The 25,322-nt window shown below is 61.7% G+C and carries 23 protein-coding genes; 17 read left to right on the plus strand and 6 right to left on the minus strand.

Annotation, left to right across the window (positions count from 1 at the left end):
* The 5 genes from BA011_RS27955 (at window position 1) to BA011_RS27970 (ending at window position 4,965) form a co-directional block, all read left to right on the plus strand.
* Window positions 1–1,695, plus strand: coding sequence for a S8 family serine peptidase (locus BA011_RS27955; protein ID WP_065283201.1), 1,695 nt, complete (start codon window positions 1–3; stop codon window positions 1,693–1,695).
* Window positions 1,696–1,933: 238 nt separating this feature from the next.
* Window positions 1,934–3,376: an aKG-HExxH-type peptide beta-hydroxylase gene (locus tag BA011_RS27960; protein WP_237352709.1), complete on the plus strand. Its 1,443-nt coding sequence runs from the start codon at window positions 1,934–1,936 to the stop codon at window positions 3,374–3,376.
* Entirely contained in the window at window positions 3,373–4,317 is a 945-nt protein-coding gene (locus BA011_RS27965; protein WP_065283203.1) for a ThiF family adenylyltransferase, read from the plus strand. Before BA011_RS27960 ends, BA011_RS27965 begins: the two co-directional genes overlap by 4 nt.
* 9 nt (window positions 4,318–4,326) lie before the next feature.
* The gene (locus BA011_RS46350; protein ID WP_003549783.1) at window positions 4,327–4,548 is read left to right on the plus strand and encodes a hypothetical protein; all 222 of its coding nucleotides are present in this window, start codon (window positions 4,327–4,329) and stop codon (window positions 4,546–4,548) included.
* A 111-nt stretch (window positions 4,549–4,659) separates the two neighbouring features.
* On the plus strand, window positions 4,660–4,965 hold the full coding sequence (locus tag BA011_RS27970) for a DUF982 domain-containing protein (protein ID WP_003549782.1): 306 nt from the start codon (window positions 4,660–4,662) through the stop codon (window positions 4,963–4,965).
* A 77-nt stretch (window positions 4,966–5,042) separates the two neighbouring features.
* Here BA011_RS27970 and BA011_RS27975 read toward each other — a convergent pair whose 3' ends face one another.
* The 4 genes from BA011_RS27975 to BA011_RS27990 all read right to left on the minus strand — a co-directional run bounded on the left by BA011_RS27975 (window position 5,043) and on the right by BA011_RS27990 (window position 8,860).
* Window positions 5,043–6,317 carry an NAD(P)/FAD-dependent oxidoreductase gene (locus BA011_RS27975; RefSeq protein ID WP_065283204.1) on the minus strand — a complete coding sequence of 425 codons (1,275 nt, stop codon included), beginning with the start codon at window positions 6,315–6,317 and terminating at the stop codon, window positions 5,043–5,045.
* A gap of 13 nt (window positions 6,318–6,330) precedes the next feature.
* Window positions 6,331–6,999 (minus strand): haloacid dehalogenase type II, encoded by a 669-nt coding sequence (locus BA011_RS27980; RefSeq protein WP_003562909.1) that lies wholly within the window; start codon window positions 6,997–6,999, stop codon window positions 6,331–6,333.
* A gap of 171 nt (window positions 7,000–7,170) precedes the next feature.
* Entirely contained in the window at window positions 7,171–7,845 is a 675-nt protein-coding gene (locus BA011_RS27985; RefSeq protein WP_017956779.1) for an aldolase, read from the minus strand.
* A 16-nt stretch (window positions 7,846–7,861) separates the two neighbouring features.
* A complete protein-coding gene (locus tag BA011_RS27990; protein ID WP_065283205.1) occupies window positions 7,862–8,860 on the minus strand; it encodes a LacI family DNA-binding transcriptional regulator in 999 nt (332 codons plus the stop codon).
* A 240-nt stretch (window positions 8,861–9,100) separates the two neighbouring features.
* Between BA011_RS27990 and BA011_RS27995 the strand changes: the two genes are divergently transcribed.
* The 11 genes from BA011_RS27995 to BA011_RS28045 all read left to right on the plus strand — a co-directional run bounded on the left by BA011_RS27995 (window position 9,101) and on the right by BA011_RS28045 (window position 22,051).
* The gene (locus BA011_RS27995; RefSeq protein WP_065283206.1) at window positions 9,101–10,417 is read left to right on the plus strand and encodes an MFS transporter; all 1,317 of its coding nucleotides are present in this window, start codon (window positions 9,101–9,103) and stop codon (window positions 10,415–10,417) included.
* A gap of 68 nt (window positions 10,418–10,485) precedes the next feature.
* Complete coding sequence (ltnD, locus tag BA011_RS28000) at window positions 10,486–11,430, plus strand: L-threonate dehydrogenase (protein WP_065283207.1); 945 nt, start codon at window positions 10,486–10,488, stop codon at window positions 11,428–11,430.
* Window positions 11,431–11,444: 14 nt separating this feature from the next.
* Window positions 11,445–12,221, plus strand: coding sequence for a 2-oxo-tetronate isomerase (gene otnI, locus BA011_RS28005; protein WP_065283208.1), 777 nt, complete (start codon window positions 11,445–11,447; stop codon window positions 12,219–12,221).
* Window positions 12,222–12,224: 3 nt separating this feature from the next.
* Complete coding sequence (gene otnK / locus BA011_RS28010) at window positions 12,225–13,505, plus strand: 3-oxo-tetronate kinase (protein WP_065283209.1); 1,281 nt, start codon at window positions 12,225–12,227, stop codon at window positions 13,503–13,505.
* A 155-nt stretch (window positions 13,506–13,660) separates the two neighbouring features.
* Window positions 13,661–14,497, plus strand: a complete 837-nt coding sequence (locus tag BA011_RS28015) for a GNAT family N-acetyltransferase (RefSeq protein WP_065283552.1) — start codon at window positions 13,661–13,663, stop codon at window positions 14,495–14,497.
* A 13-nt stretch (window positions 14,498–14,510) separates the two neighbouring features.
* Window positions 14,511–15,887, plus strand: a complete 1,377-nt coding sequence (locus BA011_RS28020; RefSeq protein ID WP_065283210.1) for an aspartate aminotransferase family protein — start codon at window positions 14,511–14,513, stop codon at window positions 15,885–15,887.
* 223 nt (window positions 15,888–16,110) lie between these two features.
* The gene (locus BA011_RS28025; protein ID WP_065283211.1) at window positions 16,111–16,824 is read left to right on the plus strand and encodes an HAD-IA family hydrolase; all 714 of its coding nucleotides are present in this window, start codon (window positions 16,111–16,113) and stop codon (window positions 16,822–16,824) included.
* Window positions 16,825–16,887: 63 nt separating this feature from the next.
* Window positions 16,888–18,498 carry an ABC transporter substrate-binding protein gene (locus BA011_RS28030; RefSeq protein ID WP_065283212.1) on the plus strand — a complete coding sequence of 537 codons (1,611 nt, stop codon included), beginning with the start codon at window positions 16,888–16,890 and terminating at the stop codon, window positions 18,496–18,498.
* A gap of 87 nt (window positions 18,499–18,585) precedes the next feature.
* Complete coding sequence (locus BA011_RS28035) at window positions 18,586–19,536, plus strand: ABC transporter permease (RefSeq protein ID WP_065283213.1); 951 nt, start codon at window positions 18,586–18,588, stop codon at window positions 19,534–19,536.
* The gene (locus tag BA011_RS28040) at window positions 19,533–20,399 is read left to right on the plus strand and encodes an ABC transporter permease (protein WP_065283214.1); all 867 of its coding nucleotides are present in this window, start codon (window positions 19,533–19,535) and stop codon (window positions 20,397–20,399) included. Before BA011_RS28035 ends, BA011_RS28040 begins: the two co-directional genes overlap by 4 nt.
* Window positions 20,396–22,051 (plus strand): ABC transporter ATP-binding protein, encoded by a 1,656-nt coding sequence (locus BA011_RS28045; protein ID WP_065283215.1) that lies wholly within the window; start codon window positions 20,396–20,398, stop codon window positions 22,049–22,051. Before BA011_RS28040 ends, BA011_RS28045 begins: the two co-directional genes overlap by 4 nt.
* Before the next feature lie 303 nt (window positions 22,052–22,354).
* Here BA011_RS28045 and BA011_RS28050 read toward each other — a convergent pair whose 3' ends face one another.
* Window positions 22,355–22,831 (minus strand): Lrp/AsnC family transcriptional regulator, encoded by a 477-nt coding sequence (locus tag BA011_RS28050; protein ID WP_003549758.1) that lies wholly within the window; start codon window positions 22,829–22,831, stop codon window positions 22,355–22,357.
* Between the two features lie 233 nt (window positions 22,832–23,064).
* Here BA011_RS28050 and BA011_RS28055 point away from each other — a divergent pair, with 233 nt between their 5' ends.
* On the plus strand, window positions 23,065–24,390 hold the full coding sequence (locus BA011_RS28055; protein WP_065283216.1) for an NAD(P)/FAD-dependent oxidoreductase: 1,326 nt from the start codon (window positions 23,065–23,067) through the stop codon (window positions 24,388–24,390).
* An 80-nt stretch (window positions 24,391–24,470) separates the two neighbouring features.
* On the opposite strand, the gene BA011_RS28060 is transcribed toward BA011_RS28055, so the two are convergent.
* The gene (locus BA011_RS28060) at window positions 24,471–25,322 is read right to left on the minus strand and encodes an alpha/beta hydrolase (protein WP_065283217.1); all 852 of its coding nucleotides are present in this window, start codon (window positions 25,320–25,322) and stop codon (window positions 24,471–24,473) included.

A 25,322-nucleotide genomic window follows, 5' to 3' on the forward strand; every position in this document is an offset into this window, starting at 1 on the left:
ATGACGGATCAAATACAAATGCCTAAGCCCGCGCCGATCAACTACTACTATCTCTGGCACCTGACTGCTCTTGGCGTCGTCGACGCGGAATACGGATCGGCTCCGCCGGCGCCTCCAGCGCTCGATGCGAGCGCCGCACGCGCACTCCCCGATCCACTCATCACCGGCACGGTCTGGGATGCCATCCCTTCCGCCGACCCGCTGCGACCCGCACGAGTCGCGCTGATCGATGTCGGTGTGTCTCCCGATCATCCAAATCTGGCGACCCGGCTTGACCGGGAGGCATCAATCGATTTGACAACCCATCGTTACGGCGCCCGCGTGCTCGAAATTCTCGATTCGACCACGTCCTTTGACCGCGAGGAAAGACATGCCTTCTTTGCCGGGCTCGACATCGCTCCGCTCGGCAATATCGGCCTTTCCAACGACGACCGGGACTATCTCGGTGATCTGGTTGCCGAATACGCCGCGTCGGAGGGTGTTCTCCGGCGGCTCTACAATCCGGAATCGCTGTTGGCGTCGCATGGCACCTGCTGCGCAGGGCTGATCGTCGGCGAACCCGCCGTTATTGCGGAAGAAGGCACGCCAGGCCTTCCGCCGGAAGGAGCCTTCTACGGGAATGGCGACGAGCTGCGTACGAGCGGCAATCGCAATGTCATCCCCTATTTCGGCGTTGATCCTTTCTCAAGGCTCATCTCGATCAGAACGTCCTTCGAAGACGATGTCAGGCAGTTCATTGCGGCCTTCCTTTATGCCTATATTCAGAAAGCGGACGTAATCGTCTTGCCGCGCGGTCTGCCTGACCCGAAACGCAGCATCGTTGATCCGAAGAACGAGCTGAAGGCCGACCTGGAATTATGGAAAAACCAGGATGCCGCCAATCTGTTCACGCGCATTGCGCTTGCTGATCAGGGTGAGCCCGAACTGGAGCCGAAGGCTGCGCAGAAAGGCTCCAATCCGGATCGCCCGTGGCATGTCCTCAAACAACTCATCCTCGCCATCAGCCGGCACATCCCGATTGTCTGCGCCGCAGGAAACAGCGGCGAGAGCCAGCTGATCTATCCGGCAAGTCTTGCCGCCGACGACAACGGCATCATTGCCGTTGGAGCCGTTACCGTCGAAGGTTTCCGTTCGGGTTACAGCAATTACGGCGAAGGATTGACGGTTGTCTCCCCCTCCGACGATGGGGAGGTCTTCAACAGGCACCAGCTGCGCCTCGACCGGCTTTCTCCATTTGCCGCGCAGCACGACTACAGCGCCTTTCGAACGCGGGAATACTACTATTCACACTTCTCGCTGCTGACGACGGACCTATCGGGGATTTTCGGCTATGATCATGGCTCCGACCCGTGGTCGGCCATCGTGCCGTTCGGAACCAATCTCGGCATCGGGGGCGGATACTATACCACATTCGGGGGCACATCAGGCGCGTCGGCGCAGGTGGGCGGGCTATGTGCCCTTATACAGCGGGCCTATAAAAGCCGCCACAATCCCGGCGACCGTCTCTCGGGGCCTCAAGTGAAATCAATTCTGAAGACCGCATCCCGCCTGGACGCCATTGTCGCGCCCGGAACGAGGAAGTTGACGGCGGATTGCATGAACGCCGAAAGCGAAGACGCCGTCGAGATGGCCTATTTCTTTGGATCGGGCCTGCCAAATGCGCGGGCGGCAGTACAGGCAGCTCTGGCCATCTGAAGCCCGCGGATGCTTTTCCGAGATCCCAAGCCTCCTCTATCGAGGGGGCTTTTTCTTTGTTTACGCCCTTTTTACGGATTTTTAACGCGGTACTGGCGGGCGAATGACGCCCCTGAGCAATAGTGCCTCTCAACGGACGGCGCACACCGTTCCGCTGCCAGACGAAGCCGGCCCGAACCGGGGCATTCGCCCGACATGCAACCTTGATCCACCAGAAGACCAACCCACGGAGGCTTCGATGTCCGCGTCTCGCATTCAACAATTGGCAGATGAGGCGCGCCGCCTGCTTAAGGGCAATCCCCTGATGGCAAGCACTGCCTCCCTGCAGCGCGTCGCAACTCGCAACCTTTTAAAGCGACGCTTCCAGTATGGCTGCACGCTCGCAACTGCTTCGAAGCTTACCGATTGTTCGGCCGGGGTAGAGGCGCTGTCAGCCTATTTCCCCGACCTTGCAAATGGCGGATACACTCGCCTGCTGGAACTTCCCCCCGCGGTTGCCGGACCGGTCACCGCCGACCCTTACCGTTCATCCGTGCTTGCAGCCTGGATGAGCGGGCTCGCGCGGAGCCTGGAATGGCAGGCGAGAGGCCCCGATGCGCAGATCGTCAGCGGCTATCTGCAGTCGGATCTCATCGCATCGGATCTTGAACTCGAACGTCAGCCGGCGCGCCGGCTCTCTTGCGGCATCGGCCTCGTCCGCATCGAAAGCCTGGCGCGGAGCCGCGTCATGCAAGCCCTCCTCCGCCAATGCATGCCGAATTATCACGGTTCCAACTATCCCATCACTGACGACGCCGAATTGGATCACATCGCCGATCATCTGGAGAGAGCCTTCGCGCTAATCGTGGAATTGGACATGTACGGCTATCAGCGCCTGATCGCTGGCCTGCACACGCTTCACGTTGGCGTGCGCGAACCGCCGTGTTCGTTCTCGAGTTCGAGCGAATTGCCGGGCAGCGCGATCATCGTGCTTTCCAGAGAAAGATTACGCGACGGCGATCATGCCGCGACCGCGGCCCAACTGCTTCACCAAGCGGGGCATGTCCTGCTCGAGCTTTATACGACCTCGGCGGCGGCATCCCTGCCTGGCGAGTTCCAATATGTTTCCCCATACAAGGAGGATCTACAAACGTTCGAGAGCATCCTGCACGTGGTGTACACCATTCCCTGGGAGTGCGCCTTCGGCATGGCATGCCTATCCAACGAGACGAATCCTGAGCGCCGCGCCTGGAAGACGGCATTCATAATTACCTATGCCGCGCGGCAGGTTCCGCTCATCGATATCGCTCGGAAAGGAATCGAACGTCTCGGCGGCGATGTCCTCCTCGACCTCCCAGACATCGCCGCCATTCCTTGCTGGAGTAGCCGGATCTTGTTCCTCGTGGGTCAGTTGCTTGCCGAAGAGCCCATTGCGCACCGTCAGGCGCACTTTGCCGAGCGCCAGCGAGTTCTCGATCGCCAAGCCTGGGATATCGGACAGATGCTGCTACGCGGCAAAGAGCCGGTCGATCCTCGGATGGGCCGGCGAGAGATCGATGACAGCGGCGACAATGTCAGCCTCTGGTACGACGGCAAATTCCACGTGATTGTGAAGACCCCCGACCATGCGATGGGCGAGGATTACGGTCACTACGCCGCGACGATCCGCGCAGTTGCGCCCAGCGAGATGGAGGCGATGTGATGGTCAATGATCGGTCCAAACGATTGTCAGCGGCCGCCACCGCGTCCGTCGACTTCCCAAACCTCGTCACCCACAGCCTTGGGCGGGGCGGCCGGGGGGCTCTGTTCACCGGCAATAGTGCCGATTCTGTCGAGGAACAGAGCCCCCATGTTACCCGGTCTGCATTCGTCGTCTCGTTGAAGGCTTCCGATATGCCGGCGGAGGACGAATATGACTCGGCCGCAATCGATCACCACGACGCCATCCTGACGCCTCTCCATCGGCAACGCGACATCACGCGCTTTGGCGATATCGACTTCGTCATCATCGGATGCGGCGGCTTGGGCTCACAGATCGCCATCCAGCTCGGGGCCTTCGGCGCGCGCCATTTCCTTCTCGTGGATGCGGATCGTATCGATGAGAACGATTTGAACCGTCTCCCATGGGCAAGCGAGGCTGATCTCGGCTGGCTGAAGACGGACAGGCTGGCGACCCATCTGGCCGCGGGTTTCTCGGCCAATGTCTTCGTGCTGCCCGAATTTGCGGAAGGCGCCTCGGCGCTGCGGTTAATCGCAGACTACGCTAATAACCCGTTCTTCATCCTCGCCGGCGACGATTCTCGTCCAGCCCAAGATTTCCTGTCGGCCTGCCGAGCATTGAAAGCCGGCCTGCCGCCGCATCTGCATGTCGGCCGCTCTGCAAACTATTGCATGGCAGGTCCTTTGGTCTTGGTGCATGAGGACGCATGTTCCGTCTGCCATTGCGCCACCCAAGTCGCAACCGACGACAGCTTTCGCACCCCGCCGGCCACCGTCGACAACCCATTGGTCGCCGGCCTTGCCGTGTCGCAGATCGCCCAAAACTGCCTTTCGAGACACTCGGTCGCCCGGGGACGCCAATGGATATTGGACCTCAAAGGCGATCAAGCCGAGCTGCGCTGTCTTAAAACACCCCGAATGTAAGGTATGTCCATGATCGCGCTATTTTCCTCGGAATATTGTTGCCCCGTTGGCGCAACTGCCGGAAAGAACGATGAGCTGACGATAACCGAAGCTCTTCGTGATCCACTAATCGCTATCGTCATGCGCGCGGATGGCGTGACCTCCGAAGAATTCAAGCGACTCCTTGAGGCGGCAGCCCGCGAGCTAAAAGCCAATCTAGCGAACTCCTCCTTCCCACCAACCGGAGGATAGGCACGTGATTGTCGAGATGACGCGGAAGATGGTTGACGAGCATGTGCGGCCAATCTCGGTCCGAACCATGGCCCGGCATTGGCACTGGCCGTCCCGCGGAGTTCAGGGGCAATGAGATTCGATATGGTGAGAAAGTTCCCAACGATAATTCTTGTTTTTGCCGAAGGGAAAGATCGCAAGGTGATCCGTACCGCTCACGAGGCTGCCCAACTGTTGCTGAAGGAATGGCCCACCGACGATGGTGAGGAATTTCTCACGGCGGTGAGAATCTGTTTGGAGGTCCTTACCGGAGAGAGCGAACCCGAGCAATTGCATGAGGCAATCGTCCGCGCCGCATATGAAGCGGGTATTGCAGCGATCACGACTGATAACCGCCTTGGGATTCTCAGGATCTATCCAGTCAGCGAGGCCAGATAGTTGAACTCCGCGCAGGTGCTCATCTCAATCCTGCCCCCATCGAGCCGTTTCGGCTGCAATCGGACTGATCCGGTCCGTTACTGGAAGCGATCGAGGGTCTTGTAATAGAGCCCGACGAGCGGCAGGAACCACGGCTTTCCGAAATGGCCGGGAACGGCCGGCCATTCGAGCCCCTTGATCGGATTACGGTCGGCCTTGCCGAGGATGGCGTCGGCCATGATCATGCCGAGATGGGTGGAGAGCTGGGCGCCGTGGCCGGAGTAACCCATGGCATACCAGACACCATCGACATAGCCGGCACGCGGATAGCGGTCCTTCGTCATGTCGACGAGCCCGCCCCAGCAATAGTCGATCTCGACGCCGGCAAGCTGCGGGAAGATTTCAGCCAGGCTGGCGCGGAGAATGTCGCCGCTCCTTGCGTCCGAGCGCTGATCCGATGTGGCGGAAAACCGGGCGCGACCGCCGAAAATCAGCCGCTTGTCGGGCGACAGCCGGAAATAGTTGCCGATGTTCATCGACGTGACACAGGTGCGGTTGCCCGGCATCGTAGCGGCGATTTCGGCGTCGGTCAGCGGACGGGTCGCGATCAGAAAGCTGCCGACGGAAATGATCCGGCGGCGGAAATAATTAAAGAGCGGCGGCGTATAGGCGCCTGTCGCGACCAGGACGTGGTCTGCGGTGACGGTGCCGCGTGCGGTCTCAAGGCTGTGGCGACCGTTGCCCTGCCGGTGCGCGGTCACCGCCGCGCTTTCAAAGATGACGGCGCCACGACGGGCGGCCGCTGTAGCGAGCCCGGCGACATAACGGCCCATATGCATCATTGCACTCCTCTTCGAGAGCATGGCGCCATGAAAAGGCGAGCCGACCTCGCTTTTCAGGTCACTCGCCGTCAGAAGCGCCGTGTCCGGATCGACCTCTCTGTGAACAGCCTCGAAATTGCGGGCAAGGGCATCGAAATGCTGCGGCTTGGAGGCAAGCTTTAGCTTTCCGGCGCGGCGGAAATTGCAGTCGATCCCCTCTTCGGCGATAATCGCCTCGATCGTGTCGATGGAATCGTCGAACGCCTTGTAGAGGGCGACGGCCCGCTCCACGCCGAGTGCTGATTTGGCGGACAGGAAACTGTGGGCGAGCCCGTTGTTGAGGTGGCCGCCATTGCGCCCCGATGCCCCCCAGCCGACCCTTTCGGCTTCCAGCACGACGACCTTGACGCCCGTTTTCGCAAGCTGGCGCGCAGCGGCAAGCCCGGTGAAGCCGGCGCCGATGACGGCGACGTCATAATGTCCTTCGACGGGGCCCTGAGCGCCGCCGGCAAAGGCTGGTGCCGTGTTGTGCCAGTAGGATTCGAATTGCATCCGCGCGTCTCCGTCAGAGCCCGACGACGCCAGGCAGGCCCGAGATGTCAGGAATTTCGACATAGCCGTAATAGGGGTTGGCCGGCTCGTGGCCACGATTGACCCAAACCTTGTTCTTGATGCCGAGATCGTGGGCCGACATCAGGTCGTAGCGGAAGGAGGACGAGCAATGCAGCACGTCTTCCGGTCCGCAACCCAGCATATCGAGCATATATTCAAAGCCCTTGAAGCGTGGCTTATAGGACTGCGCCTGCTCGGCGGTATAGACCGCATGGAAGGGCGCGCCCAGTTTTTCGACGTTCGACATGATCTGCGAATTCATGGCGTTGGAGAGGATGACCAAGGGGATTTCCTTGGCGACCTTGGCGAGACCGGCCGGGACATCTGAATGCGGCCCCCAGGTCGGAACCCGCTCATAGACCATCCGGGCGGCTTCGTCGCGAAATGTCACGCCGTTGCGTTTGCACGTGCGCTCGAGTGAATTGTGCACCACCTCGGCATAGGGTTTCCAGTCACCCATGATCTCGTCGAGCCGATAGGCGGCGAAATTCTTGATGAACTCCGCCATGCGTGGCTCGTCGAGCTCTTCGCCGTAGAGATCGCGTGCCGCCTCCGCCATCTGAAAGTTGGTCAGCGTGCCGTAGCAGTCGAAGGTGATGTATTTCGGACGGAACGTCGTCATTTGAGTATCCTTGAGCGATCGGAACTGGGGACGTGTCACAATCATAGGCACCGCTTCACCCACAGCTCGCCTGAATTGCCGCCATCGGAAGCAGAATCTATCGTATCGAAAGCAGGGTTTGGCAGAAGGTTGCGCGCCTGCCCGCGGTCAACGGGCGGCGGAGTGACTCATTCAATCGCCGTCGTGATCATGATCGTGATGCGACGGGAGGTCGAGGCCGAAGGTGTTGACGAGATCGGCCACCTGCGCCGGGCTGAGGAAACGGGGATTGAGGTTGCGCAACAGCAGATAGAGCTTCGCCGTTTCCTCCAGTTCCTCGGTCGCAAAGACCGCCGCCTCCAGGCTGTCGCCGGCAACAACAGGTCCGTGATTGGCCAGAAGCACTGACGAATATTTGCCCGCCAGTCCGCGGATCGCGTCGGCCACCGCCGGATCGCCGGGACGATAATAGGGCACCAGCGCGGTTTCGCCGGCGCGCATCAGATAATATGGCGTCATCGGCGGCAGGGCGGCGCGCGGATCGATCTCCGGCAGCATGGTCAGTGCCACCGCGTGGGTGGAATGAAGATGGACGATGGCGCGGGCGCTGCCGCGCGTATCATAGAGGGCAGTGTGCAGCGGGATCTCCTTGGTCGGCTTGTCGCCGGACAGGAGCCGGCCTTCGGCATCGAGCCTGGAGATCCGTGCCGGGTCGAGGAAACCGAGCGAGGCGTTGGTCGGCGTGACCAGCCAGCCGCCGTCCTCCAGCCGCAGCGATATGTTGCCCGACGAACCGGGCGTCAGCCCGCGTTCGAACAGCGAGCGGCCGTATCGGCAGATTTCCTCACGCAGGCGCGCGTCGGACATGACAGTTCCTCCAATATTACGCGGTTGCCCCTTCGATCAATTCAAAGCCGAGATCGACGGCCTGCGGCGGCGCATTAGTGACGACCAACTGCGCGGCTATCTGCCCCGTCGCCACACGCGGCGTTCGGATGGTCGACAGCGGTTGCGGGGTTGCCCGGCCGATATCGAGGCCGTTATAGCCAAAAATGGCGAGCTTCGAGGGAATCGCTATCCCCTCGGCCAGACAATGAAAATAGCCGCCCAGCGCCATGTCGTCGTTGGAAAAATAAACCGCATCGAGATCGCTCGTCCGGGCAAGCAGCCGCTCCAGCCCCAGCCTGCCATTTTCCACGGACGAAGCGCCTGGGAGAATTTCGCGGGCGACGAGCGGGGCGTCATGCGCAGCGAGCGTTTCGCAAAAGCTGGAAAACCGCTTGCCGGCACGGGTATCGCGGTTCAGGTCGTGGCCGACATAGCCGATCCGGCGATACCCCCGCTTCAGCAGGAAGGCAGCGCTCTCCCGCCCGGCCGCGCGGTTCGAGAAACCGACCGCGATATCGAGAGCATCGCCGTCCAGATCGAGCAGTTCGACGACCCGGCACCCGCTGGCGCGCAGCATCTTCACCGTGCCCTCGGTATGCTCGCATCCCGCCAGCATGACCGCCGCCGGCCGCCAGGCAAGCATCGCGGCTGCGAGCGCTTCCTCCTTGCCCGGATCATAATCGGTCACCGAGAATACCGCCTGATACCGGTTTTCTTCCAGAACGGCACTGGCACCGCGCAGCACATCGGGAAAGACGATGTTGGACAGCGAGGGAATGACGAAGGCGACAAGACGCGAACCGGTGGAGGCGAGCGTTCCCGCGATCCGGTTCGGCACATAGCCCAGCCGCTCGACGGCGACCATTACCCGCTCGCGCGTCTTGCCGGAAAACGAACCGTGGTTGCGCAGTACGCGCGACACCGTGCTCTCGCCAACACCGGCCGCTTCCGCGACCTCGGCAAGCGTCACCGTCGCCTGATGTTTGAATTCCATCGTTACGTTTGAACCCGACTGTTGAGGTGGTTGCCCGGCCTGCCCGCCCGATGACCACCGCTCTGCCCCCATTTTTCACCGCTCCCGCCAAGAAGCAAGGTTTTTTTGGCAGCGCTACCAATTTGCCGTTGGCAGCGCTGCCAAAATGGATTAATGAGAATGGCAGCGCTGCCAGAAAACGGCATGGCGTGCCGCGGCAGGATCTCAAGGAGACCGCGGCAACAATCGGAGGAGAAAATCATGACGCTGCAGACGCAAGCGCCAGTTGTTGGCGCACATCCCGCCCAGACGCTCGAAGACCGTGCTTATGGCAAGGTATTCTGGCGCATCGTACCCTTTTTGATGCTGTGCTACGTGGTCGCCTATCTCGACCGCGTCAATGTCGGCTTCGCCAAGCTGCAGATGTCGAGCGAACTCGGCCTCTCGGAAGCCGCCTATGGCATCGGCGCAGGCATTTTCTTCATCGGCTATTTTCTGTTTGAAGTGCCGAGCAACATCATCATGAACAAGGTTGGCGCGCGGGTGTGGATCGCCCGCATCATGGTCACCTGGGGCATCATTTCCGCCGCCTTCATGTTCACCTCGTCGGAAACCGTCTTCTATGTCCTGCGTTTCCTGCTGGGCGTTGCCGAAGCCGGATTTTTTCCCGGCATCATTCTTTATCTGACCGCTTGGTATCCAGCCCATCGCCGCGCCAGGATCATCACCACCTTCATGTCGGCGATCCCGATATCCGCCATTTTCGGCAATCCGCTTTCGGGTCTCCTGATGGACAGTTTCCACGGCACGCACGGACTTTCCGGCTGGCAGTGGATGTTCCTGATCGAAGCCATTCCGGCTATTCTTTTCGGCGTTGCGACGTTCTTCTACCTTGATGATACGATCCAGGGCGCGAAATGGCTGAGCGATGAGGAAAAACGCGTGCTGACGGCCAATATCGAGGCGGAGAACCGGGCCAAGACAGCAAGCCCGCACAGCATCGGCGCAACGCTGACCGACCGCCGCGTCTGGCTGATGTGCCTGATCTATTTCTGCTTCGTGCTCGGGCAATATGGCCTGAATTTCTGGATGCCGACCATCGTCAAGGCCTCGGGCGTCAACGGAAATCTCAATATCGGCCTGATTTCCGCGATCCCCTATATCTGCACATTCGTCGTCATGCTGGCGCTCGGACGTTCCGCCGACAGGCTGCGCGAACGCCGCTGGCACCTCGTCGTCCCGGCCTTCATCGCCGCCGGTGGTTTCGTCGCGGCGACCATGGCGACGAGCACGACGGTCTCGATTGTCTGCCTCTCGCTGGCTGCCGCCGGCGCCATCAGCTGCGCGCCGCTGTTCTGGTCGCTTCCGACGGCTTTTCTCGCCGGCACGGGCGCTGCGGCCGGCATTGCCTGGATCAACTCGGTCGGTAATCTCGCCGGGTTTCTCGGGCCGTTTCTGGTAGGCTATCTCAAAGACTTCACCGGCACCAACAGCGCCGGCATGTATCTGCTGGCGGCTGCGTTAATCATTGGTTCGCTGGCCGTGTTGACGGTTCCGGCGAAAAGCGTCAATCGCTGAGCTACAGCCCCTCCGGGATGATACCCGGAGGGGCGCAGACCTCTCTCACAAGACTGGAGAAGCTCCTTATGTCACCCCTTGCTGAAAACTCAGGTCCCGACATTATCGCAGCCGTCATCGGTCTTGGTTCGATGGGGCTTGGGATGGCCCGGTCGATGAAGCGCGCCGGTCTCGACGTCGTTGGATATGACATCACGCCGGCGGCGGTGGACCGCTTCGTCGCCGAGGGCGGACGTGGCGCGGCGACCCCCGCCGCTGCGGCAAAGGATGCCGACATCGTCGTCTCCGTGGTCGTCAACGGCGCGCAGACCGAGGCCGTGCTGTTCGGGCCTCAAGGCGTCGCGAGCACGATGAAGCCCGGCGCCGTCTTCATCTCGTCGGCCACCATGGATCCCGCCGTCGCGCGCGATCTGGCCGGGCGGGTGGAGGCTCTCGGCCTGCATTACCTCGACGCGCCGATTTCGGGCGGCGCGGCCAAGGCGGCACGTGGCGAACTGACGATCATGGCATCCGGCTCCGGACAGGCCTTCGATACGGCGCGCCCGGGTCTCGACGCCATGGCCGCCAAGGTCTACGAGCTTGGCGACGAGGCCGGAAAAGGCGCGGCCTTCAAGATGATCAACCAGCTTCTCGCCGGTGTGCACATCGCGGCCGCCTGTGAGGCCATAACCTTTGCCGCCAAGCAGGGCCTCGACCTCGACAAGGTCTATGAGGTGATCACGGCATCGGCCGGCAATTCCTGGATGTTCGAAAACCGCGTGCCGCATGTGCTGGCCGGAGACTATACTCCGCTCAGCAGCATCGAGATTTTCGTCAAGGATCTCGGTATCGTCCAAGACATGGCCCGCTCCGAGCGTTATCCCGTACCGCTCGCGGCAGCCGCCTTGCAGATGTATCTGGCCGCCTCCGGAGCGGGCATGGGCCGTGACGACGATTCCTCGCTCGCGCGGCTCTATGCCAGGCTTTCCGGCGCTGAATTGCCCAGCTCCACCAAAGAGCCGCAGAGCCTGTAGAAGGAACGCTAGACATGCCGGTTTTCGCCGCCAACCTGACGATGATGTTCAACGAATGGGCGTTCCTCGACCGCTTCGACGCCGCAGCCGATGCCGGCTTTGCCGCCGTCGAATACCTCTTTCCCTACGAAGCCACACCCGAGGCGATCGCCGAACGGCTTGCCCGCAACAATCTGCAGCAGGCCTTGTTCAACCTGCCGCCGGGCGACTGGGCAGCAGGCGAACGTGGCATCGCCGCTCTTCCCGGACGGTTCGATGCGCTGAAAGCGAATGTCGAGCAGGCACTGGACTATGCGGCGGCATCGGGCGTCAGACGGTTGCACCTGATGGCAGGCATCGCCGACCGTCATGACGAAGACGCCTCCTCCGCTTATCGGCGCTCCGTCACCTATGCTGCCGGGCGGCTTGCGGAAAAGGGCATCGATCTGCTGCTCGAGCCGATCAACGGCCGAAACATGCCTGGATATTTCCTCAACGACTTCGCCGCCGCCGAGCGGCTGATCGCCGAATGCGGTCTGCCGAACCTGAAGCTCCAGTTCGACATCTATCACCGCCAGATCATCCACGGCGACGTCACTATCGCGTTGCGACACCTGCTGCCGATTGCCGGCCACATCCAGATCGCCAGCGTGCCGTCCCGCAACGAGCCGGATGGGGAGGAATTGAACTATCCCTACCTGTTCGGCGAAATCGATCGCCTAGGTTACGACGGTTTCATCGGCTGCGAATACATCCCGCGCGGCCACACACTGGACGGTCTTGGCTGGTTCAAACCTTTTGCACGGAGCTAGACGATGGCTATTTTGCTCGGATCAATCGCTGACGACTATACGGGCGCCTCCGACCTCGCCAACACGCTGACGAAGAACGGTCTGCGCACGGTGCAGACGGTCGGCATCCCTGATCCGTCGCTCGCGCTGCCGGAAGTCGACGCCGTGGTCGTTTCCCTGAAGATCCGCTCCGTCCCGGCCTCGGACGCCGTCGCGGCGGCGGCGAGCGCTGAGCGATGGCTGCGCCAGCGCGGTGCCGGCCATGTGCTTTACAAGATCTGCTCGACCTTCGATTCCACCGATGCCGGCAATATCGGTCCGGTCACCGAGGCCTTGAGCGATGTTGCCGGCGGCGGCATCGTACTGGTAACGCCCGCCTTTCCGGAAACGGGACGCACCGTCTATCTTGGCCATCTCTTCGTCGGCGGACAGCCTTTGAACGAAAGCCCGCTCAAGGACCACCCCCTCAATCCGATGCATGACGCCAATCTCGTGCGGGTTCTGACCCGCCAGTTGTGCAATGCTGTCGGATTGATCGATCTGACGACCATCGCCGCCGGACCCGGCGCCGTCAAAATGAGGCTCGATTCCTTTCGCACCGCAGGCGTCACTGCTGTTATCGCCGACGCGATTTTCGAACGTGATCTTGAAACGCTCGGCGAGGTCGCGTTGGAAACGCCGGTGTCCACCGGTGCGTCCGGCCTCGGCCTCGGCCTTGCCCGCGCGCTCGTCCGCTCCGGTCGGATATCCTCCGGCGGTGCAACGACGGCGGACGCCATTCGCCCGGTGGGCGGACTTTCCGCGATCGTTGCCGGCAGTTGCTCCAAGGCGACGCTCCGTCAGCTCGACGTCGCCGAACGGTCGATACCCGTCCTGCGGCTCGACCCGGAGCGGCTGCTTGCTGGTCCCGATGAGATCGCCGCGGCGATCTCCTGGGCCGGAGACCGCATCTTCGCCGGCCCCGTCGTGGTCGCCGCGAGTGCTGCGCCTGAAACCGTGTCCCGGCTGCAATCACTATACGGACGAGAGGCGTCCGGCCATGCGATCGAGACCGCGACGTCGATCATCGCCGCCGAACTGGTGGAGAGAGGCGTGCGCCGCCTTGTGGTCGCAGGCGGCGAAACCTCGGGCGCGGCGGTCGACAGGCTCGCCATTCCGGCATTTCTGATCGGCCCGGAGATTGCGCCCGGCGTGCCGGTGCTGCGCACGGTCGGCAATGCCCAGGGCGATATGCTTCTGGCGTTGAAATCAGGAAACTTCGGAGGCGAAGATTTCTTTACGGCAGCGCTGGCGATGATGCACTGACAGGGCATGGATCCGATGGATATCGATCGGTTCTAGCATAAGATGCGGTGGCCGATGACAGCAAAGCCATAAGATACTGCCTGAACCATGGCCTTCAGACGATCTGCCCGCCGGCGCTCCGCCAGACTGGCGGGCACGATATGAAGGACGCCCCCATGCAAGCAAGTCAGATCGAAATCGTCCCGTTCGGCCCCAACCATCTGGAAGCCGCCGTCGCGCTCTCAAGACAGGCCGGCTGGCCGCATCGGACGGAAGACTGGCAGCTGGCGCTCGCCTTGAGCGAAGGGATGGTTGCGGTCGAGGACGGCAGGGTCGTCGGCACCGTCCTCGTCACGCCTTACAAGGGAGATTGTGCGACCATCAACATGGTCATCGTCGACGAGACGATGCGCGGCAGGGGTCTCGGCCGCAAGCTAATGGACGCCGCATTGCTGGCCGCCGGAGACCGGCCGCTGAGGCTGGTGGCGACGACGGCAGGCCTGCCGCTCTACCAGAAGCTTGGCTTCCACGAGACGGGAACCGTGGCACAACATCAGGGCCTTGCCGGAGACATCGCCGCGTCGGCGGAAACGCAAGCGGCTACAGACGCCGACCTCCCGGCTATCGCGGCACTCGATCGCCGTGCCTTCGGCGCCGATCGCGAAGGGCTGCTCTCTTATTTGGCCGGGATCGGCGCATTCGCCGTCCTTCGCCGAGACGGCCACGTTTCGGGCTTCGCTTGCCTGCGCCCCTTCGGCCGCGGCGAAGTGATCGGACCCGTGGTGGCCGCCGACGTCGGCGAGGCCAGGAAACTCATCGAACATTTCATCGCCAGACGGCCCGGACGGTTCCTCAGGGTCGACACCACGGCCGAGACCGGGCTTTCCCCGTGGCTCGCCGAACACGGGCTCGCCCATGTCGGCGGCGGACTCACCATGAAAAAGCCCTTCGTCCACCACGCCGCCGACCCGGCCGTCACCACCTTTGCCCTCGCCAGCCAGGCACTCGGCTGATCCGGAGATCTCCATGTACAGCAATTCTCTCATCGAACTCGATCGCGCCCACCTCATTCATCCTGTCGCCTCCTATCGAGGCCATGAAAAGCTTGGCGTGCGCGTGCTGGCCTCGGCCAAGGGCGCGACGGTCACCGACGCCTCCGGCAAGCAGCTGATCGACGGCTTCGCCGGACTCTGGTGCGTCAATGCCGGTTACGGCCACGAGAGCATCGTCGAAGCGGCGGCCCGGCAGATGCGCGAGCTTCCCTATGCGACGGCCTATTTCGGCCTCGGCTCAGAGCCCGCGATCCGGCTTGCCGGCGAACTCGTCGACCGCGCACCGGGCGATCTCAACCACGTCTATTTCACGCTCGGCGGCTCCGATGCGGTGGACAGCACGATCCGCTTCATCCGCTACTATTGGCATGCCCGTGGACAGCCTCAACGCGATCAGTTCATCTCCGTCGAACAGGGCTATCATGGTTCCTCGACGGTCGGCGCGGGTCTGACCGCGCTACCTGCCTTCCATGCCGGCTTCGGCGTTCCATTCGATTGGCAGCATAAGATTCCGTCTCACTACGCCTATCGCAACCCGGTGGGCGACAATCCGCAGGCGATCATCGACGCCTCGCTTGCGGCGCTGAAAAGCAAGGTCGAGGCGATCGGGCCGGAACGCGTTGCCGCTTTCTACGTCGAGCCGATCCAGGGCTCGGGCGGCGTTCTGGTGCCGCCGAAAGGCTGGATGAAAGCCATGCGCGAATTCTGCCGCGCGCACGACATCCTATTCGTCGCGGACGAAGTGATCACAGGCTTTGGCCGCACCGGCCCGCTTTTTGCCTGCAGCGAGGATGACGTTGTTCCCGATTTCATGACCACCGCCAAGGGCCTCACCTCCGGCTACGTCCCCATGGGCGCCGTCTTGATGGCCGATCACGTCTATCAAACGATTGCCGAGGGCGCGGGCGCTGCCGCCGTCGGCCATGGCTATACCTATTCGGCCCATCCCGTCAGCGCCGCGGTCGGCCTCGAAGTCCTGAAGCTCTACGAAAACGGCCTTCTCGAAAACGGCGTCAGGGCCGGCGCGCGGCTGATGCAGGGCCTGGAGTCGCTGAGGGATCATCCGCTCGTCGGCGATGTCCGTGGCCGCGGCATGCTGGCCGCCATCGAGCTGGTAGTCGACAAGGCGAACAAAACGCCGTTGCCGGCATATGCCGAACCCGCCCGCCGCATCTTCGATCGCGCATGGGAAAACGGCCTCGTCATCCGCGCCTTCGGCAATGGTGTGCTCGGCTATGCGCCGCCGCTCTGCTGCACCGAAACGGAGATAGACGCGATCATCGAGCGCACCCGCACTACGCTGGACGAGACGCTGGAGGACCCGGATGTGCGTCGGGCGCTGCAGGCCTGAGAATATCGGGAAACCGTCAGATTCGGTATTTTGTGCCGCCTCATGGTGTCTATTCGGCGAATCCGGCGCAGTGCAGGTGACAAACTGAAGTCAACGAAAGGCCTGGATCCCTGCAGATGCGGGCCTTCCCATACAAGAGCGGGACAATGACCCCGCCAGCGGAACAGAATTTTCTTCTTCGAGAAGCCGAGCTCCCATCGGAGCCGAACACTGGGGAATTCACGTGAGCAAGAGCCTTTCGGAATTCAAATACATGACCTTCGACGTCGTCGGCACGCTTATCGACTTCGAGGGCGGCCTCAAGACCTGCCTCGCCGAGATCGCGGCCGAGGCAGGGACTGAAATCGACGGCGAGCAGGCGCTCGGCCTCTATCGGGCAGCTCGCTATTCCGAGCATGCCGACCTCTTTCCCGACGACCTCGTGCGCGTCTACCTGGCGATCGCGCCGAAGCTCGGCCTGCCCACTGAGCAAAAATATGGCGAACGGCTGCGGGATTCGGCGAAGAGCTGGAAGGGTTTTGCAGACAGCGCCGCAGCGCTGGCAAGTCTTGCGAAGGATTACCGCCTTGTTGCAATGACCAATGCCCGCCGCTGGGCATTCGATTTCTTCGAGAAAGAGCTCGGCAATCCATTTTATGCCGCCTTCACCGCGGATGATACCGGGACCGAGAAACCCGATCCCGCCTTCTTCGAGAAGGTATTCGACTACGTCGCCTCGGAAGGACATTCGAAGGACGACATCCTGCATGTCGCCCAGAGCCAGTACCACGACATCGGGATTTCCAGGAAACTCGGGCTGGCCAATTGCTGGATCGAGCGGCGACATGCCGAGAAGGGTTACGGCGGCACGATCGAACCGGCCGAGTTCACCAAACCCGATTACCATTTCACCTCCATGGCCGGCCTTGCCGATGCCGTGGCCGCCGCGCGCGCCTGACTTTGAAAGCAGATCGGGCCTGCCCGCAACGGGCAGCCCGCCACAGAAGAAAAGGGGAATGAGATGAACGACAAGATCACCAATTGGACCAGCTCCGACGACGCCATGGTCGAAAGCGCCATCCGTCGTGGCGCTACCCGCCGCGAATTGCTGCATATGATGCTTGCGGGCGGCGTGGCCCTGTCTGCCGGCGGGCTCGTGCTTGGCCGCGCCGGCAAGGCGCTCGCCGCCACGCCCGTTTCCGGCGGCTCACTTAAGGCGGCCGGCTGGTCGTCCTCGACGGCCGATACGCTCGACCCAGCCAAGGCGTCGCTATCCACCGACTATGTCCGGTGCTGCTCCTTCTATAACCGCCTCACCTTCCTCGACAAATCAGGCACGCCGCAGATGGAGCTCGCCGAAGCGATCGAGTCCAAGGATGCGAAGACCTGGACGGTCAAGTTGAAGAACGGCGTTACCTTCCATGACGGCAAGCCGCTGACCGCCGACGACGTGGTTTTCTCGCTGAAGCGCCACCTCGACCCATCCGTCGGCTCGAAGGTCGCCAAGATCGCCGCCCAGATGGCCGGCTTCAAGGCCGTCGACAAACAAACCGTCGAGATCACGCTCGCCAGCCCGAATGCCGACCTGCCGACCATCCTGTCGATGCATCATTTCATGATCGTCGCCGACGGCACGACCGATTTCACCAAGGCCAACGGCACCGGCGCTTTCGTCAAGGAAGTCTTCGAGCCGGGCGTTCGCTCGGTGGGGATCAAGAACAAGAACTACTGGAAATCCGGCCCGAACGTCGATTCCTTCGAATATTTCGCGATCAGCGACGACAATGCCCGTGTAAACGCACTGCTTGCGGGCGACATCCATCTCGCAGCCACGATCAATCCGCGCTCTATGCGCCTCGTCGAGGCCCAGGGCGACGGCTTCACCTTGTCGAAGACGACGTCCGGCAACTATACCAATCTCAACATGCGACTGGATATGGAGCCCGGCAACAAGCGCGACTTCATCGAGGGCATGAAGTATCTCGTCAATCGCGAACAGATCGTCAAATCGGCGCTGCGCGGTCTCGGTGAAGTCGGCAACGATCAGCCCGTTTCACCGGCGAACTTCTATCACGACGCAGAGCTGAAAGCGCGGACCTTCGATCCTGAGAAGGCGAAGTTCCACTTCGAAAAGGCCGGCGTGCTTGGCCAATCCATCCCGATCATCGCTTCCGATGCGGCGAGTTCGTCGATCGACATGGCCATGATCATCCAGGCGGCCGGCGCCGAAATCGGCATGAAGCTCGATGTCCAGCGAGTGCCATCTGATGGCTATTGGGACAATTACTGGCTCAAGTCGCCGATCCACTTCGGCAATATCAACCCGCGGCCGACCCCCGATATCCTCTTCTCGCTGCTCTACACCTCGGACGCTCCGTGGAACGAAAGCCACTACAAGTCGGAGAAGTTCGACAAGATGCTGATCGAGGCGCGCGGCTCTCTCGATCAAGACAAGCGCAAGACGATCTATAACGAGATGCAGGGCATGGTCGCCCAGGAAGCCGGTACTATCATTCCGGCCTATATCTCGAACGTCGATGCCACGACTGCCAAGCTCAAGGGCCTGGAAGCCAACCCGCTAGGCGGCCAGATGGGATACGCTTTTGCGGAGTATGTCTGGCTTGAAGCCTGATTAGGCAGGAGACTGGGGCTGCAGCCGCGCCCCAGTTCCTCCATCTGCATTGATGGAACTTAACTCGAACGCAAAGGGAAGACGCCCGTGAACCGCCAGGTCTTATCCCTTGTACTGAGCAGATTGTTCGTCGCCGTGATCACCCTGGTGATCGTCTCCTTCGCCGTCTTCTTTGCGACAACGCTGTTGCCTGGAGATACGGCGACGATCCTGCTCGGCCAAGCCGCCACGCCGGAAGCCGTCGAAGGCCTGCGCAAGGCCATGCATCTCGACGAACCGGCGCTCTTTCGTTTCCTGCGCTGGTTAGTCGGACTACTGCAAGGCGACCTCGGCACGTCCTATGCCAACGAAATGCCGATCGCCGCTCTCATCGCCGGCCGCTTCGTCAACACGCTGAAACTTGCCGGTGTCACCGCGCTTTTCTCCGTACCGATCGCACTGACGCTCGGGATCACTGCGGCAATGCTGCGCGGCACGCTTTACGACCGGATCGTCACCGTGATCACCATCGGCGTCATCTCCGTGCCGGAGTTCATGGTCGCGACCTCCGCGGCGCTCATCTTCGCCGTCTATCTGAAATGGCTGCCGGCGCTGTCCTTCGCCAATGAAGTCCACAGTCTGGCCGACCTGTTGCGTGTCTATGCCATGCCGGTGATCACCCTCACCTTCGTCGTCTCGGCCCAGATGATCCGTATGACGCGCGCGGCTGTCATCGAGACGCTCAACACACCTTATGTTGAAATGGCATTGCTCAAGGGCGCCTCCCGGCCGCGCATCGTCTTTCGCCATGCGCTGCCCAATGCGCTGGGTCCGATCGTCAATGCCGTCGCGCTTTCGTTGTCCTATCTGCTCGGAGGCGTCATCATCGTCGAGACCATTTTCAACTATCCCGGTATCGCCAAGCTGATGCTGGATGCCGTCGCCACCCGCGATCTGCCGCTAATCCAGAGCTGCGCGATGATCTTCTGCCTGGGCTACCTGCTGTTGATCACCATCGCGGATATCATCGCCATCCTTTCCAATCCGAGGCTCCGATGACCATGACCAGTTCCGAAACCACCTCCGGCCGGCTGTCCGGAACCCGGTTTGGCTATCGCTTCAACATTGTCGGCGCGATCGGCTTCACCGTCATCTTCTTATGGGCGCTCGTCGCGATCTTCGCGCCATGGATTATTCCCTACCCCGTCGGCGAGATTATCGATCTCGACTATTTCGGCCCGATGAGCCGGGAACTCTGGCTCGGCTCCGATTATCTCGGCCGCGACATGCTCTCGCGGATTCTGATGGGCGCGCGATACACGGTCGGTATCTCGCTGGCGGCGGTAACGATCGCATGCTTCAGCGGCGTCGTGCTCGGCATGATCGCAGCGGTGGCCGGCGGCTGGCTGGACACGATCCTCAGCCGCTTCCTCGACGCCCTCAACTCCATCCCGAGCAAACTGTTCGGCCTGGTGGTCGTCGCTGCCGTCGGCTCCTCGGTCCCGGTGCTGATCATGACGCTGTCGGTGATCTACATCCCCGGCGCTTACCGTTTCGCCCGGGCGCTCGCTGTCAACATCAATGCGATGGATTTCATCACGGTCGCGCGCATCCGCGGGGAAAGCACCCTCTATCTTATTCGCTCGGAAATCCTGCCCAACATCGTCGGACCGGTGCTTGCCGATCTCGGCATCCGCTTCGTCTTCATCGTTCTGCTCCTCTCCGGGCTTTCCTTCCTCGGCCTTGGCGTCCAGCCGCCCTATGCCGATTGGGGTGCGCTCGTGCGTGAGAATATCGGCGGCCTGCCATTCGGTGCGCCGGCGGTGATGTTTCCCTCGTTTGCCATCGCCAGCCTGACGATCAGCGTCAACCTGCTGATCGACAACCTGCCGCAGAAAATCCGCGACCGGAGTGTGTCATGAGCAATTTCATCGAAATCCGTGACCTGAAGGTCGATGCCACCACCGACTCCGGCCGTCGTGTCGAAATCATCAAGGGTGTCAGCCTCGATGTTGCCGAGGGCGAGATCGTCGCGCTGATCGGCGAGAGCGGCTCGGGCAAGACTACCATCGCCCTGACCCTGATGGGCCACACCCGTGCGGGCTGTCGTATCTCCGGCGGCAGCGTTTCGGTCGGCGGCAAGGACATGGTCACGCTCAGCGAGAAGCAGCGCGCCAAGGTGCGCGGCACCGAAGTCGCCTATGTCCCGCAATCGGCGGCTGCCGCCTTCAACCCGGCCACATCGATCATGGATCAGGTGATCGAAGTCACGCGTATCCATCAGCTGATGTCGCCGGACGATGCGCGTGCTCGGGCAGTCGAGCTCTTCCGGGCGCTGTCGCTGCCGAACCCCGAGACGATCGGCAGCCGTTATCCGCACCAGGTTTCCGGCGGCCAGCTGCAGCGTCTGGCGGCCGCGATGGCGCTGATCGGCGACCCGACCCTCGTCATCTTCGACGAGCCGACGACGGCGCTCGACGTCACAACCCAGATCGAAGTGCTGCGTGCTTTCAAATCGGTCATGAAGAAGGGCGGCATAGCAGGTGTGTATGTCTCGCACGACCTTGCCGTCGTCGCGCAGATCGCCGACCGTATCGTGGTCTTGAAAGGCGGAGAAACCCAGGAAACCGGCACCACCGACGAAATCCTCAACAATGCCAAGCACCCCTATACCAGGGAGCTGCTTGCAGCCTTCGAGCCGAAACTGCGCGCAGCAGCAGCCCCTGTCGAGAAAGCGGCGGCTCCGCTTCTGAAGATCGAAGATCTCGTCGCTGGCTATGGACAGCGCCAGGCTGACGGGCTGCCGCTCGTTCGCGCGGTCGAGCATGTGAGCCTGAAGGTGGAAAAAGGCCGCAATCTCGGCATCATCGGCGAATCCGGTTGCGGCAAGTCGACGCTCGCCCGCACCATCGCCGGCATCCTGCCGGCCGCGATCGGCAAGATCACCTTCGACGGCACGGAACTGCATCGCAACGCGCGCAAGCGTTCGCGTGATGAGTTGCGCGAGATGCAGATCGTCTTCCAATATGCCGATACCGCACTCAACCCGGCAAAATCGGTCGAGGACATCCTCGACAGACCTTTGGTCTTTTACCACGGCATGGATCGAAAGGCGCGGAACGCCCGGATCGATCAGCTGCTCGACATGGTGCGCCTGCCCCGCAATCTGCGCCACCGCCGGCCGGGCGAACTCTCGGGCGGGCAGAAGCAACGCGTCAACTTCGCCAGGGCGCTCGCCGCCGATCCGAAGCTGATCCTCTGCGACGAGATTACCTCGGCGCTCGACACGGTTGTCGCCGCAGCGGTCATCGACCTGCTCAAGGAATTGCAACGCGAACTCGGCCTCTCCTACATCTTCATCAGCCACGACCTCTCGGTGGTGGAGGCGATCTGCGATGAGATCGTCGTGATGTATGGAGGCCGGAAGGTCGAGGAGATCACCTCATCGACGGTGAAGGCGCCGCAACATCCCTATTCGCAGCTGCTCTTCTCATCGGTGCCGACCCTCGATCCGGCCTGGCTCGACGGGCTCCAGCAGGATCCGGAACTGGTGCGGACCTATTGCCGCCACTGAGTGCCGATCTCCTGCACGCTTGCCAGACACGGCGCGCGCCCGGTCAGGTCGTGTTGAAAAGCCTGGGCTACACGGCACGAGATCTGCAAGTGGCAGCGAACAAGGCTTTGGAAAGCAAGCCCGAAATTCTGTCGCAAGTCCTTCCAACCAGTATGGAACTTATAGTTATAGGGAGAACAACCTGCGACAGAGAATCGGCATCTGCTTAGGACCGATGGGATCGGGGAAGGCAACGGCTGAGGTCGGTCTGGAACCCCGAAATCTTGCGTTTGAGCGGGGCTCCGTCTGCGGTCCTCTCGCCGACTAATGCGGAAACAAGGTGGTTAGCGGCATGTGGGCTTTGATGATTGGCGATTTCAGCACGACGAAGCTGAAATACTTGTCGATGCCGACGTCCATATCGGTGAGGCGCTCCATGATCGTCTGGTATTCGTCGATCCCGGCGGTGACGAATTTCAGCAGATAATCGTAGCCCCCCGAAACCAGATGGCATTCGATCACTTGGTCGACTTTTTCGATCGCCGCCAGGAAGCGGGCGAAGTCGATCTGCCGATGGTTCTTCAGGGTGATCTCGGTGAATACAGTCAGCGTCTGCCCCAGTTTGCTGACGTTGATCTGGGCCGAATAACCTTCGATATAGCCCTCCGACTGCAGCTTCTTCACCCGCATCAGGCAGGGGCTCGGCGACAGATTGACCAGTTCGGCGAGTTCCACATTCGTGACGCGGCCATTCTTCTGCAGTTCGTAAAGGATTTTTACGTCGATCCGGTCGAGTTTCATCTCACACGCCCTCACTTGCTGGAGATCGCCAATGACGCAGCAGATTATGCTGCTTGTTCCCGACACCAACCTTAGCACATGGCGTTGGCCTGTCGATCGCGTTGCGAGACAGGCCGAAGCACAAACGGCTGCTGGGATCCTTCCAACACGGAATCTTCTGCTGCCACCAACCGATCTCCGGCAAAGCCGTGGCGTCAGATTCGCTACACTACGGTTAAAACGGAGACTCTCCCATGCCCGCACCGCTCAATCGCGTCGACACCACGCCGGAACTGCCTTCCACCGCTGATGTCGTGGTCATCGGCGGCGGCATCGTCGGCGTTTTCGCGGCCTATTATCTCACCCGGCGCGGATTGAAGGTCGCCCTCGTCGAGAAGGGCCTGATCGGCGCCGAGCAATCGAGCCGCAACTGGGGCTGGTGCCGACAGCAGAACCGCGACGCCCGTGAATTGCCGATGTCGACGAAGAGCCTCGATCTGTGGGAGCGCTTCGCCACTGAGACCGGTGAGGACACCGGCTTCCGTCGTTGCGGCCTCTTCTATCTCAGCAATAGCGACCAGGAACTGTCCGGTTGGGCCCGTTGGCGCGATTTCGCCCGCTCGGTCGGCGTCACGACGCATATGCTGAGCACCGCAGAAGCAACCGAACGCGGGCGTGCCACCGGCACCTCGTGGAAAGGCGGGGTGTTTTCGCCGACCGACGGCACCGCCGATCCGGCAAGCGCTGCGCCGGCCGTCGCGCGTGCGATCCTGAAGCTCGGCGGCACGGTGCATCAATCCTGTGCGGCCCGCGGCCTTGACGTCGAAGGCGGAAGGCTCTCCGGCGTCGTCACCGAGCATGGCACGATCCGCACGAAAATCGCCATCCTCGCCGGCGGCGCCTGGGCCTCCTCCTTCTGCCGCCAACTCGGCATTCGATTTCCGCAAGCCTCGATCCGCTCGTCAATCCTCTCCGTATCGGCAGGTGCCGAGGGCCTGCCGGATGCATTGCATACATCCGCCGTGTCGGTGACGCGACGTCGCGATGGCGGCTACACGCTGGCGATCAGCGGCCGCGGCCGCGTGGATCCGACCCCCCAGCAATTCCGCTTCGCGCCACAGTTCCTGCCGATGTTCGCCCGGCGCTGGCGCAGTCTCGCACCCGGCGGGCTGGAAGGCTTTCGCTCAGGGCATGAATCTCTGGCACGCTGGCGGCTCGACAGGCCGACACCGATGGAGCGCATGCGCATCCTCGACCCGGCGGTAAACGAGGCCACCATTGCCCTCACGCATTCGCGGGCGCTCGAACTTCTTCCCGCGTTGAAGAAAACCGATATCAGCGCGGCCTGGGCAGGGTACATCGACAGCACACCTGACGGCGTGCCCGGGATCGGCGAAATCCCTACCCTCCCGGGTTTCATCGTCGCTGCCGGCTTCAGCGGCCACGGCTTCGGCATCGGGCCGGGCGCCGGCCATTTGATCGCCGATATCGTCACGGGCGATGAGCCGATCGTCGATCCCAGGCCCTACCACCCCGAGCGCTTCGGGACATCCGCCTGGGGCAAAGTCGCCGATTTTTAGGGCACGGTCGGCCTTTGCGCGACCAGCCACAGGAGCTGATGCATCACGTTTCGATTGCCACGATCACGACAAATCGGCGATCAGAGGAAGAGTGATCGCTTCGGTTCTTCACCGGCATCATTGGCAATCAAGGCGTGCAATGCTGCCGCCACAGGTGTGCCGAGGACGGCGAGATCGCGTACCGTGCTCATGTGATTGCCCTCTGCGACCTGCGATGCCCGCACGTCAAGCCCTTGGGCGGCAAGAATGTCCCTGAAAGCACTCGCCTGGATTTTGAATGGACCGGTTTCCCGTTCGCCGGTCATGATATCGACACGCGTTGCAGGATCGTGCTCGTGACGCAAGGGTGTAAATCGTCGCACCTCCTCGTCGCTCAAGGCAATCTCGTCCCGCAGGAAAGACCTCTGCAGGGGTTCGAGATCGTATAGCCCGCCAAGCAGGAAAGCAGCGACGACGCCCGAAGGCGCCGGCGAGCGATGGAAGAGAAAGGTTGCAAGATGTGCACCGGCGGAGTGGCCGCTGACGGAAAACCGCTTTGACGTGGCGCCAAAACGATCGGCATGCGCCAGCAGAAAAGCCTTGGCTTTCAGGACCTGACCAACAAGGACGTCCATTCTCGCCATGGGCATCAAGGAATAATCGACGATGGCTGCGACCGCGCCAGCGCCGGTGATCGTTTCAGCGACGCAGGAATAGTCATCCTTGGAAAACATCCGCCAATAGCCGCCATGGATGAACATGTGGATCGGCATGTCCGAGCCGGCACTATTTGGCAGGAAGATATCGAGCGTCTCGCCAGGCCTATCCCCGTAGGCGATGTTGGCCTCCATGGCGACAGTGCGCCGCGTTGCAAGGCTGCGAGCTCGGATATCGCCAACGATCGCGTCGAAATCTGCGACATGGTCACGAATGCGGAACGGATCGGCAGCCAC

Source organism: Rhizobium leguminosarum (assembly GCF_001679785.1).
GTDB lineage: Bacteria > Pseudomonadota > Alphaproteobacteria > Rhizobiales > Rhizobiaceae > Rhizobium > Rhizobium leguminosarum_R.